Source organism: Psychrobacillus sp. L3 (assembly GCF_042945595.1).
Lineage (GTDB): Bacteria > Bacillota > Bacilli > Bacillales_A > Planococcaceae > Psychrobacillus.
This window is the reverse complement of sequence record NZ_CP168493.1, coordinates 2,087,054-2,099,198: the sequence shown is the minus strand read 5'-3', so window position 1 is coordinate 2,099,198 and position 12,145 is coordinate 2,087,054. Positions and strand designations below refer to the sequence as shown.

At 34.5% G+C, this 12,145-nt stretch carries 14 protein-coding genes and 1 riboswitch; of the genes, 7 read left to right on the top strand and 7 right to left on the bottom strand.

Annotation, left to right across the window (positions count from 1 at the left end; genetic code table 11):
• Positions 1 to 55: 55 nt before the first annotated feature.
• Together ACEPXD_RS10265 and ACEPXD_RS10260 are read right to left on the bottom strand one after the other, a co-directional pair.
• On the bottom strand, positions 56 to 1,204 hold the full coding sequence (locus tag ACEPXD_RS10265; protein ID WP_391115873.1) for a hypothetical protein: 1,149 nt from the start codon (positions 1,202 to 1,204) through the stop codon (positions 56 to 58).
• 108 nt (positions 1,205 to 1,312) lie between these two features.
• Entirely contained in the window at positions 1,313 to 1,462 is a 150-nt protein-coding gene (locus tag ACEPXD_RS10260) for a hypothetical protein (RefSeq protein WP_391115872.1), read from the bottom strand.
• 98 nt (positions 1,463 to 1,560) lie between these two features.
• Here ACEPXD_RS10260 and ACEPXD_RS10255 point away from each other — a divergent pair, with 98 nt between their 5' ends.
• From ACEPXD_RS10255 to ACEPXD_RS10225, 7 genes are all read left to right on the top strand, one after another.
• The gene (locus tag ACEPXD_RS10255) at positions 1,561 to 2,421 is read left to right on the top strand and encodes a helix-turn-helix domain-containing protein (RefSeq protein WP_391115871.1); all 861 of its coding nucleotides are present in this window, start codon (positions 1,561 to 1,563) and stop codon (positions 2,419 to 2,421) included.
• Between the two features lie 461 nt (positions 2,422 to 2,882).
• Entirely contained in the window at positions 2,883 to 3,776 is an 894-nt protein-coding gene (locus ACEPXD_RS10250; RefSeq protein ID WP_391115870.1) for a hypothetical protein, read from the top strand.
• 229 nt (positions 3,777 to 4,005) lie between these two features.
• On the top strand, positions 4,006 to 4,176 hold the full coding sequence (locus ACEPXD_RS10245; protein ID WP_391115869.1) for a hypothetical protein: 171 nt from the start codon (positions 4,006 to 4,008) through the stop codon (positions 4,174 to 4,176).
• 7 nt (positions 4,177 to 4,183) lie between these two features.
• Positions 4,184 to 4,369 carry a helix-turn-helix domain-containing protein gene (locus ACEPXD_RS10240; protein WP_391115868.1) on the top strand — a complete coding sequence of 62 codons (186 nt, stop codon included), beginning with the start codon at positions 4,184 to 4,186 and terminating at the stop codon, positions 4,367 to 4,369.
• 184 nt (positions 4,370 to 4,553) lie between these two features.
• Positions 4,554 to 5,393 carry a tyrosine-type recombinase/integrase gene (locus tag ACEPXD_RS10235; RefSeq protein WP_391115867.1) on the top strand — a complete coding sequence of 280 codons (840 nt, stop codon included), beginning with the start codon at positions 4,554 to 4,556 and terminating at the stop codon, positions 5,391 to 5,393.
• Positions 5,393 to 5,623: a tyrosine-type recombinase/integrase gene (locus ACEPXD_RS10230; protein ID WP_391115865.1), complete on the top strand. Its 231-nt coding sequence runs from the start codon at positions 5,393 to 5,395 to the stop codon at positions 5,621 to 5,623. The genes ACEPXD_RS10235 and ACEPXD_RS10230 overlap by 1 nt, the downstream gene beginning before the upstream one ends.
• A 568-nt stretch (positions 5,624 to 6,191) precedes the next feature.
• Positions 6,192 to 7,775 (top strand): PhoX family protein, encoded by a 1,584-nt coding sequence (locus tag ACEPXD_RS10225; protein WP_391115864.1) that lies wholly within the window; start codon positions 6,192 to 6,194, stop codon positions 7,773 to 7,775.
• Positions 7,776 to 8,223: 448 nt separating this feature from the next.
• Here the strand turns inward: ACEPXD_RS10225 and ACEPXD_RS10220 are convergent, their stop codons facing one another.
• From ACEPXD_RS10220 to ACEPXD_RS10200, 5 genes are read right to left on the bottom strand one after another with little or no spacing between them, the layout of a single operon-like run.
• The gene (locus ACEPXD_RS10220; RefSeq protein ID WP_391115863.1) at positions 8,224 to 9,000 is read right to left on the bottom strand and encodes a TatD family hydrolase; all 777 of its coding nucleotides are present in this window, start codon (positions 8,998 to 9,000) and stop codon (positions 8,224 to 8,226) included.
• A 5-nt stretch (positions 9,001 to 9,005) separates the two neighbouring features.
• Positions 9,006 to 9,746: an ABC transporter ATP-binding protein gene (locus ACEPXD_RS10215; protein ID WP_391123149.1), complete on the bottom strand. Its 741-nt coding sequence runs from the start codon at positions 9,744 to 9,746 to the stop codon at positions 9,006 to 9,008.
• A 2-nt stretch (positions 9,747 to 9,748) separates the two neighbouring features.
• Positions 9,749 to 10,510 (bottom strand): ABC transporter permease, encoded by a 762-nt coding sequence (locus ACEPXD_RS10210; RefSeq protein ID WP_391115862.1) that lies wholly within the window; start codon positions 10,508 to 10,510, stop codon positions 9,749 to 9,751.
• Complete coding sequence (locus ACEPXD_RS10205; RefSeq protein WP_391115861.1) at positions 10,510 to 10,800, bottom strand: MTH1187 family thiamine-binding protein; 291 nt, start codon at positions 10,798 to 10,800, stop codon at positions 10,510 to 10,512. Before ACEPXD_RS10205 ends, ACEPXD_RS10210 begins: the two co-directional genes overlap by 1 nt.
• A 12-nt stretch (positions 10,801 to 10,812) precedes the next feature.
• Positions 10,813 to 11,808 carry an ABC transporter substrate-binding protein gene (locus tag ACEPXD_RS10200; RefSeq protein ID WP_391115860.1) on the bottom strand — a complete coding sequence of 332 codons (996 nt, stop codon included), beginning with the start codon at positions 11,806 to 11,808 and terminating at the stop codon, positions 10,813 to 10,815.
• A gap of 82 nt (positions 11,809 to 11,890) precedes the next feature.
• A riboswitch (TPP riboswitch) is annotated at positions 11,891 to 12,001 on the bottom strand.
• Between the last annotated feature and the right edge of the window lie 144 nt (positions 12,002 to 12,145).

Here is a 12,145-nt window from a genome sequence, read left to right as displayed (position 1 = left end):
ACTATAAAATAACATATTATTGGAACTATTATTAATAAATACTTTCTCATGAAAATTAAAACCCTACTACAACTGAAAATCCAGTACCCCAGTCTCCGTAATTAAATACTTGTTGCGCATTTTTTAAGTGTTCTTGGGCTACTTTACTCAGCTCTACCCTTTCCGTACTTCCATAATTAAATGATGTCCAAGTTCGAAGCAAAGATAAAGCATTAACGGCAAATATCATTGAACCTACCCATCCTACTGGCCCCGTTCCATACCCAGCTAAAAAAACAATTGTACTAGCAATAGCAAAACACCAATCAGTAACTTCAGTGTATTTATTGGACAACATATTAATTTCAAGAGTTGTTTCGTACTTCATAATATGCTTCTTAAAATCTACCATTTGAGTAGCAGCTTTTGAAGTAGTAACAGTATTTCCACTTCTCGTACCGTATCGATGTGGCGACGAATAAGATAAGACTTGTGCAGTATAGGCCCCTGAATTAGTGTCATGAGTATAGTAGTTATCATAAGCCCCAGCCCTTTCTATAGTTGCTAGGGTTCCAACATTTAATTCGTCGTTTGACCAAGTCGTATTATAGTTAACATTTTTGTAAGCAGAGTACTGCTTTGAATTTCTTGCCTCATTTGCCTCATTTATTAATGTTTTCATTGTCTTTATGTCTTCTTTTGTCATACCTTTAAAATTATGAACTTCAAAGCTAAAACTATCTTTATCTTTAGTCAATTCAGTCAAATGTTTTTCTATTAAAATCTTAGATTCATCTGACAATTCTACAAACGTAGATTTAGAAGTCTTATTTAAAATTGTACTTTGGTTTGATAATTCTTTATTACGTATGGTTACTTCGCTATTACCAGTATTAATATCATTCTTTGCATATTGGATACTAACAAGTGATTTTACGAAATGACCATCAAGATCATAATAATCCTCAGCCATCAATAAATTTGTTTCTATGCCATTGTCATCTTGTAAGGAATCGGTAACTACATTTGTTTTCTTGTATCCTGCTACCTCATGAACTCCAATGTCATCTGGTGTATCAGAAAAGTATTCGCTTTCAAAACTTTCTACCATTTTTGTTCTTTGTGGTTGGCTTTCAACTTTTACAACTTGAGCACTTCCAATCATACTTGGTGAGACCATACTGAAGATTAATACAGCAACTAATAAACAGATAAACTTCTTCATTTAATTCCATTCCCTTCGAATTGTAATTTATTACTCTTAATTTTAAAAAATAAAAAACTAACTATATTTACATAAATCTAAACAAAAATTCCAATGATAATTTTTTTCTTAGTGGTCTCCAATTATTGGATCACTAAATAATGAAGTGCCTGTTGGTAAGGAGGGATTATTAACTTCATCCATGTTACTTGAGAAATTAATAAATATTCCAAATGCTAAAAGTACCGTAATCGCTATCTTTCTATGTTTTTTCCTCATTTTTTCCTCCTAATCTATGTCTTATTTATTAATATAAGCTATAATAAAAATATTAAATATAGGATGTTATGCAAAAATGTTACAATTGGGGTGTTAAAATGGAGGGTTTAGGAAAAAAAGTGTCGTATTTTAGGAAGTCTAAAGGACTATCTATAAGAGCTTTGGCGGAAAATCTATGTGATGAATCTACAATATATAGGTTAGAACAAGGTAAACAACTACCGAGATTAGAGATATTAAATGATATTTGCTTGAAACTAGAAATCCCTTTAAAACAGTTATTTCCTTTAAACGAAGAGATTGACCAATTAAAAAAACTTTGTAGAGTATTCACATATACAGATGATTTTCTATCATTAAAATTAACGTTAGAAGAGTGTGACAAGGTTATGGAGGATCTAACTTCCACCTTTATAAAAGAAGAGTTTAGGAAATTTATACAATGGCATAGAGCGGTACTTCTCCATAAAGAGGAGAATAGAGTTGATGATGCATTATGTATTTTAAATAAACTTGTCAGTACAAAAAACTGTGGCTCCGAACTAGATATAAGTATATTAAATTCTGTTGGTCTTATATATCTATCTACTAATAATTTAGAGGAAGCAATTAAAATATACAGTGTAATTAACGAAAAAGTGCTGAAACAAAAAACTTATGAAGATTCCACACTTTTACCAAGAGTGAGATACAATTATGCTTATGCTTTATATAAATTAAGCCGCTACAATGAAGCATTAGAGGTTACTCAGGAAATTCTATATTATATGAATACCCATCACTCGATGTATTCATTGGGAAAGGTATACCATATGCTAGGATTACTTTCTAAAATATGCGGTTTTTTAGATGGTGCAGAGGAAGCTTTTAACAATGCCATTCTCGTATTTACTCTAACGAAAGAACAAACTAATTTAAATAAAGCTAAAAAAGATTTATACAGTCTTTATTCCAAGTAGAAAAGTCTTTAGGATATTTGCATAAACCTTTTATTGTATTTATGTAAGATAATAGGTTAGGTTTATATAGAGATTCTTTGTACTGAGGTACTTCGTCACAAACTTGCATAACATATATTAACCAGCGTTTAGTTTATATTAAAACATAAGACATAGATAAATCGCGTGATTGATATTATAAAAAAATTTAATAATTGGAAATGAAGGGGCTTATATGTCTCGATATGTCTCAATCGGCATTTTAATTTTTTTAGTTCCACGCAACTTCTGAGGAGGAGTTCAATGATAAATTTATCATGTTTTCTTATAGAAGTAGCATTCTCAAGTGAAAGGCTAGACTGTGAAATGTTGCTTTTTAAAGTATGGTCTTAAAGTAGAGGGCTTAATTTCTTGGTCGAATTATCGACCATATAACATTTGTGTATCTCTAAGTTCTAATCTTACAATCAGGTGATTATAAGATGACGAAAACAAACGAAGAGTACTATTGTGATCTTATCGGGAAATTAAATAATGGTGAAATAAATTTTGAGGAATATCTAAAAGAAAGAGGACTAAGCCAGACGGGGAAATTGCCGAAATTGTATGAGTTTAAACAGCTCATAAATGGTTATCCGGATATGTTAAATTTGTTTTTAGGTAATGTTTCAATTGGTATCAGTTGTATGGTTATGAAAGTAGTCTTTGATTTAAATGATAGGCAGTTAGAAGGGATTATTGGTTGTTCAAGGTCAACGGTTACTGATTTTATCAAAGATAATTTAACAATTAATATAGATACGAATGTTAATTCACAAAGGAATTTTTCTCAAAAGTTGACTCGTAGTTTGTCTTTCATTTTTGATCTTCCTGATAAATATCTTTCTGATGCTGAAGCGGAATACAATCTGATTAATTCATTTGTTGAATATGAAAGAGAAACAATTGATAAGATATCACTAAAAATGATAGTTGAAAAAACAATTGAATATATGGTTGGAGATTTTCTAATTAACAGAAAAATTTATGGAATTAGAATTGAAAATACTTTTTTTAATAATGGAGATCCTTTTCTTAATGCCCGTGTAGATATAAGAAAAAATTTTTTTACTGTTGAGATGCATATAAATAATGACACAATCATTAAGCATCAAGCGATAAATAAAATAAAAAGTAGTATAAAAGGAAAATGTGAAATTTATTATAGAAATGCTTTTATGCGAAATAACCGTAAATTATGTATTTTAATTTCTCTTGATGATTCATATGTGCCTATTCTAGCTTTTCTAAATGAAAATATGCTTATAGACAATTTGGTGTTTTGTGATGATTGGAAAATAGGGAGAGAGGATAAAAATGCCGAATTAAAGAATTAAATCTTCTCAAGTAACAAAAGTGATAGCAGTATTATAAAATAAATTTGTGGTCTATCTAAGTTGCTCTAGCAAATAAATATCACAAATAAAGAGATCTTTTTAAGATAAATTCTTAAAAAGGTCTTTTTCATTGGCGAATTTTATTTATTTTGGTCGAATTATCGACCAGTTGAAAAAAATTAATATATATAGGAATCCTCTTAAGAGAAGAAATAAAGGAGGTCCAAGTATGTTTGATAAAAATCAAGAAGAATTAAAAAGAAAACGGGATAAAGCAATAGATATCCTTAAAGAATGGGAAAAAACCTTAGATATGAAGCACGGAGGTACTCAAGAGAAAGTTAGTTTAAAAGAGGAAAAAGAGATAAATTCTAAAATTCAATATACTGGAGTTATTTGAATTTAGTATGAAGAATTCCGAAATTAATAACTACCCAATCATTTTAACTGCTAGCGAAATCAGTCAAATATTAAAAATTTCAAAACCCACCACTTATGAGCTTATGGATAGAAAAGATTTTCCACTAATTCGTATTGGAAGGTGTAAAAGAGTGTTGAGAGATGAGTTCTTCTTTTGGTTAAATAATCACTAAATAATCACTAAATAATTCGTTTATCAGTCCTATTATAAAAGGTTGAACAAGTGGTCAAAATGGTTAATAGACCACTTGTTTACTTTTCTTTGTGCAAAATAAATATGGAGGTAATCAAAAATTGTCGCACATCAGAAAATGAGGCAAAACTTATTCATATACAATTGATGTTGGACTAGATCCGTTGACCGAGAAACGTAACCAAATAAGTAAAGGTGGATTTATCCGGAAAAAGGAAGCCGAGGTAGCTGCACGGAAAATTGAATTGCTCTTAGACGAAAATCGTTATATAGAGTTGAGCAAAGAAATCTTCTCAGATTATATTTTAAATTGGTTTGACAACCATTACAGTAATAGGATTAAACAAACATCCGCGACGAACAGTAGGTACATTATAGAGAAACACCTCCTACAAAAGAATGCGTTTGCAAACAAAGAAAAAGCTAAAGTTACTACGTCGGATATTGATTTATTCTATAACCAAAAATTACAAGAAAACTATAGTACGAGTTACATTCGTAAAATGCATCAACTATTATATCAGGCATTAAGCCAAGCTGTTAAATGGAAGAAAATAATGTTCAATCCAGTGGGAGATGCAGATCCGCCAACAGTGAAGTACGAGGAAATGTCTATTTGGTCACTTAAAGATATACAGGATTTTCTTCGCAACTGCAAAGGAGAGCGGCATTATTTAATTTTTTTACTTGCCATCTATACGGGTATGCGAAGAGGAGAGATTTTAGGGCTACATTGGAGTGATATAGACTTCGAACAAATAGTAATTCATGTGAAAAGATCGTTAGCACATGTCCCTAAAAAGGGTTATATTTTCACATCATTGAAAACGAAAAATTCTAAGCGACAAATCCCTATTCCTGAATTCGTTCTCAATGAATTAGTTTTGCAAAAAAAACGAATAGAAGAATGGAAGGAGTTAGTGGGATCTGTATTTGAGGACCAAGACCTGGTCATTTGTACAAATACAGGAGCCTACAAGATACGCGCAATGTTGTTCGAGTAATGAAACGTATTGTAAAGACCGCCAAGGTACCAAATATTCGGTTCCATGATATTCGACACACACATGCATCCATACTTATGTCGGCAGGCGTAGATTTCGTTAAAATTTCTAAACGGTTGGGCCATGCAAATCCCAAAATAACCTTAGAATTCTATGCGCACTTATTACCGAATAAAGATTGTGATATTGCAGATACTTTTCATCAGACCATTCATAGTCACGCTAATTAATACAGTAAAAATCCTGCGGACAAACCCGAGATTACGAAGTATATGTTAGGAAATTTCACTAAAATGAAAAGCCTGTAAACATTGATAAATCAACGTTTACAGACTTATGGTAATGATGGTCTCGACAAGTCTCGAACTTGCGACCCCCACCTTGTCGAGGTGGGGGTCGCAAATCATCCGAGTTTGCAGAAGAAAAAAGTCTATTCTTAAGATGAATAAGTTTGAATATCGCTTGTTCGGAAACCAGAAAGATCATGTGTGTTAAAAAGGGAACTCTCACTCACATGGTTAATAATAATGTGAGTGCGGCCGTATTTCAAAAAAGCTATAGAATTGTAAAGGGTCCTCAGAGTCTATAATAATCATTTACCGATTAAATGCCATTCTAAGATCCTTCGTTAATCTAGAAATAAATGAGTGGCGTTTTCTAAAACACGGAAGTTAATAGATACTCATTCAGCATTCCTCCAATTTCCCCATCAGAACTTGATTTTAAGAAATAAATTTTTGTCGTAGTTCATATATATAATCGATTACTTATAAGTATTTTGAGAAAGGGAGTTTTGTTTTGACATATTATTACAAACCCTATTATCAACAGTATGTCAGGAATATGTATAAACAATATCCTTACGTTTCGCATGTACAGGGTTTAAGAAAGCCTTATGGGACCAGGTTCTCACTGTTTAGTCCAATCGGACATTCCTCTCTGGATCAGCTTATTCTACCTATAGGCTACAAGTACGATATTGTAGCAACTTGGGGACAGGATTTAGGGAATGGTGAAAAATTCGGATTTAATAATGATTTCACCTGTTACTTTGGAAGTGACCCAAATGAAGGACTCCTTTGGGTCAATCATGAGTACATTGGAAATCTTAGTATTTTTGTCAGTGGATACAAGGAAGAACCTGACGACGCAAAAAGGACGGCGCAGCAAATTGCTGTGGAAAAATATAACCTTGGTGGATCCGTCGTTCACATCCGAAAAGGAATAGAAGGAAAGTGGTCAATAGTCAAAGGTTCTCCATATAATCGAAGAATTACTGCCAATACGCCAATCGATTTAACGGGTCCTGCCAAAGGGGATGGAGCAGTAGGTGGGGTTACTCAAGTCATCGGGACATTTGCCAACTGTTCGGGTGGAAAAACGCTTTGGAATACGGCTTTTTCTGGAGAAGAGAATTATGCGGAAATAGTGCAGGATTGGTCGGAAACACCAGGAGTTCCAGCGTTAAATCCTACTCATTACGGATGGGTGGTTGAAATCGACCCTTATGATCCTAAATCGACCCCAAAAAAACATTCAATGCTCGGTAGGTTCGCGCATGAGAATGCAGTGATGACACTTGGGGAATCCGGCCGGATTGTTGTTTACAGTGGTGATGATACCAATGATCAGTGCATTTACAAATTTGTAAGTGATGACGTCTATCGACCTGAACTAGGGAATCAGAATAGTAGTCTCCTTGAAAAAGGAACTCTATTTGTGGCGGATATGGGGGCAAATAAGTGGATTGCGCTTGACCTTAATAAGACACCGAAACTAAGAGAGAAATATAAAACGCAGGGGGAAGTATTAGTCAACACCCGTGATGCAGCAAAGCTTGTAGGTGGAACTCCTTTGGATCGTCCGGAGGATATTGAAATTCATCCAAGGGATGGCTCCGTTTTTATTGCTTTCACAAATAATATAGCGCACGGAAACTATTACGGGCAGATATATCGCATGTTCCCAGAAAACAATAACCATGAGAGTACCTCGTTTACATATGAAATTTTCATAGCTGGAGGTCCTCAAAGCGGTTTTGCCTGTCCAGATAACTTGATGTTTGACCAAGTAGGGAATTTATGGGTTTGCACTGATATCGCTTCTGATAAGATCAATAAAGGAGCGTATAGACCATTCCGTAACAACGGCTTATATATGATTCCAACAGAGGGGCCTTATCGTGGTAAAGCAATGCAATTTGCATCTGCGCCAGTTCAGGCGGAGTTAACTGGGACATGGCTGGCTCCTGATGGTGAAACACTTTTTATGTCTGTCCAGCATCCGGGTGAAGAGAGTGTGGATGTTAATAATCCCACTAGCAGGTGGCCATTTGGAGATACTCCAAGGCCATCCGTAGTTGCGATTACAAGGCAATCATAAAGGGCTTTTATTATATAGTCTTATAAATGGAGAATGAAAAATAAACTGTATCTAGGCCGGATTCGATAGGGGCATTATTGCAGGCATTTCTTTTCAGGATATGCTTGTGATAATGCCTTTTGATTTCACTTTTTGTTAGTTGGCTCAACTTGGCGATATGGTTTATATAAAGATACAGAAAATAATATTAATATAAAAGATGTCTATATACGTATTTTCACAACAATAGAGTAGGTTAAATTCGGTTTTAAAGAAGATTTTATTGTCCACGATAAGAACGGCAATGATTTTCCTTTTTAAATAAGCAAGCAAATTATAAAGACACCCGCTAATAATTGGGGTGTCTCGTAATCATTGAAAAAGCTACTGGCAGGGGAAAAGTTTTAAAGACGAAAAAAATCATTTGAGTTTAATAATGATGGCATTTTCTTAATCAATCTAATTTTTTTTATAATATAAAAAAGAATGATTTAGTATTATATAAAACGTGATGATAAATCTCATCAATTGGAAGTTTTTTTATTTCGGCTATCGTTTTAATAGATTCTTTCATCATGGATGGATGAGTCATCTTTCCGGTAAAAGGTCCTTCAAAAGGCCATGGACCATCAGTTTCGACCATGATTTGCTGAAGTGGATAGGATTGAACGAGCTGTTGAATTTCCTCTTCATACAGAACATCGGGAGTGACAGAAATATAGTACCCGTTTTCTGCCATTCGCTGGATTGTTTTAGAATCACCTTTGAACCAATGAAAATGGGCTTTTGAAACAGAGTATTCCTCCAAAAGGTCACAAACGATCGGTGCATCTTCATAAACAGCATGAAGGATGATAGGTTTTTCTAATTCCTTACTCAGTTTAATAAATGCTTCTAATAGGTCAATGTACTGGCTGTGTTGAAGTGTCGTTAGTTTTTGTTCTTTTCTTAAATAATATGGCAGTCCTACTTCACCAACTGCAACCATGTCGCTTTGATTGCTCTTTATCCAACTGAAAAGTTCATCCATTTGGTTCTCTGTAGGAGGCGTTTGCTCAGGATGATAGCCGTATGCTGGCTTCACCTTGGAGTAAATTTTCGCAAGCTCTCTATTTTTTTTACTTGAGTCCAAATCAAACGAAACGGATATTAGTGCTTCTAAAGATGAGTCACATTCAATGATATCCTTTATTTCTTGATTGTTGTAATGATCTAAGTGAATATGTGCATCAATTATTTTTAGCAACTTAATCACTCTCCTGTCTTTTTGAGAGAATAGTAAATTTTCCTTTTCCATTCTAAGAACTCGTCTTCTAAAAATAGACTATCCTGTCTCGGACGTGAAAAAGGAACGTGGAATTCGGCTGCTACCTGAGAAGGTTTATTGGATAAAACAATAATTCGGTCAGATAGAAATAATGCTTCTTCAATATTATGTGTTACAAAAAGGATCGTTCTTCGATGGTCTTCCCAAATAGATAAAAGCCATTTTTGCATATCAAGTCGTGTTAATTCATCTAAGGCAGAAAAAGGTTCGTCCAAGCAAATGATGGATTGTGGACTTAATAATGCTCGAATAAAGGAAGCTCTTTGTTTCATACCACCTGATAATTCATGTGGATACGCATTTTCATAACCCGTTAATCCAGCGATAGCGATCATTTCTAATGCTGCTTCTTTTTCCTTTTTTCCTTGAAGCTCTTGTCCTAACAGTACATTTTCAATAATCGTTCTCCAAGGAAGGAGAGAAGGGGTTTGTGGCATATAGCTAATAAATCCACGTTTTCCGTTAATGATTTGATGATCTAAGTGAATGGTTCCTTTATCTGGTGAGAGAATTCCTCCGATAAGACTAAAAATAGTACTTTTCCCACTACCTGATGGACCTATAATCGAAACAAACTCATTTTTTTCAATTTTGAAAGTGAGATTTTTGATCACTTCAATTTTGTCAAATTGCTTAGAGATATTTGAAACAGTAAGATGACTCACTTCTATTTCTCCCCTTTCAACTGCCACCGAACGAGCCGACGCTCAATAAGAACGATTATAGAAAAAAATAATAAACTTAATGCCACTATTGCAAATATAGCCACAAATACTCTATCTGTTCGGAAGGAGGAGGAAGCAAGGGTCATATAAACACCGATACCAGCTTTCGCTCCAAGCCATTCAGAAATAACTGCACCCATGACACTATAGGTTGCGGATATTTTTAAACCTGAAAATAGGGAAGGAAAGGCATAGGGAAGCTCAAGCTTCCAAAATAATTGCTTATTCGAGGCTCCTGCCATAATCATGTAATGCTTTAACTCAGTGGAAGTTTGCTTAAATCCATCTAACGCGGCAACGGTGATTGGAAAAAAGCAAACGAGCGTGATGACGATCATTTTTGGTAATAATCCAAAGCCAAACCAAATCACTAAAAGAGGAGCCAAGACAATAATTGGAATGTTTTGTGATATGATAAGCAACGGATAAAGTGATTCCCGAATGAAAGGGAGTAAGTGTAATAGAACTGCTGTAAGTAAACCGATTAGTAAACCTAATGCAAATCCGAGTAAGGAGAGTTTGATCGTTGATAATAAATGTGGGTAGAAATTAGACCAACCATCGAATCCCTCATAAAATATTTTTGTTGGAGTGGGTAAAAGCCAATTGGGAATTCGATATTTAATCACAATGGTTTCCCATACAATGAATAAAAGGAGGAGAACCATTAATGTTTTCCACCCTTTCGATACAATTTTCATCATTATCTATATTTCTCCGTAAGCTGATTCATAGAGATGCCTGATGGCTGGTACAATACTTTTATTTGTGAGATAACGTTACTGCTTCCCATCTCAATCATGCGATCGTTCATTTTCGTGATAACCTGCAGTAATTGCTGTAAATCGCCTTCCATAGTTGTTTCAAGAGGATGTACCTCATATTTTACCCCGGACTCTTGAATCACTCGAATTGCTTCATCTACAGATGGAATTACATTTTCTCCATTTTTTGTTTTTGGTATGATTTGAATGCTAATCAGTGAATTTGTCATTTTATAATCCCCCTATTGTGGTAAAAAATTATTTGTAAATGCTTTTTGGGCATCAAGTTGTTTTTCAAGCAGCCCATTGTCAAACATCCATGAAGCATAATTTTCCCATACTTCTTGTTTTTGATCGCCCCATCTTGGTGCATCGTCTTGATATTTAGTGGCTAGCCATTCTTGACTTTTTTTAACAAGCTTTGGATCCAAGTCAGGCACTGCTTTTATTAAAATTTCAGCAGCATCGGATGGATTATTAATAGCAAATTCATACCCTTTGGAAACAGCTTTCACAAAGGCTTTTACTGTATCTGGGTTTTCATTTATCATGTTTTCGTTAGTTGCTAGAACTGGAGTGTAATAATCGAGTTTATCAGAGTAGTCTGTAAGGTATACCATGTTGAGCTTTTCTCCACGCAGCTCTGACTCTACACCAGTCCAACCATAATAAATCCATGCGAAATCGATATCTCGTTTCACAGCTGTAAAGAAATCAGTATCTCCCATATTAACTATAGAAACTTTATTCACATCGGCATTTTCTTTATTCATTAAAGAAGAGATAACAGATTTTTCAACAGGTGAGCCCCAGCCCCCGTATGTTTTACCCTCAAAGTCTTTTGGTGTAACAATGTTCTTACCAGCTGGTGAAGCAAAACCAGATGTATTGTGTTGAATAATGGCTGCAATCGAAACAAGAGGAACCTCTTGTATCCGTGCTTGTGTGATCGATTCCTGATAGCTTACTCCAAACTCGGATTTACCTGAAGCAACAAGCTGATCAGCTCCAGCGTCACCTGGCATAATGATGCTCACATCTAATCCTTCTTCTTTAAAATAACCCTTTTCTTTTGCCACGTATAATCCGGTATGATTCGTGTTAGGTGTCCAATCAAGTACGACAGATACTTTTTTCAGAGAGTGTGTGTCTTTATTTTTCGTTACTGATGCTGATTCTGAATTACTACAACCAGAAATCATTAATAACGAACATAATACGATTAACCATTTTTTCATTCCTATTCCTCCTATGTACATAATAAAAACGCCCTAGGGGAGAACCCAGGGCGCATATATGCAAACAATATCAATTGTATCAATTGTTCAAGAATATGTTCCCTCCGCTGGTATCAACCAGATCAGGTTCTAAGAGTCGCACATCTTAAGGATGTAATCTCAACCGGCAACACCGGTCCCCCTACAATTCTAACTATTAAATTATATTCCAAAACTCATTATAACAGAATTTTTCATTTTGACTAATAAAAAATACTTAGTCATTAGCACCAATACAGGAACCATACAAGATCAACGAAATATTGTCCATGTAATGAAGCACATTTGTCCCTGAAAC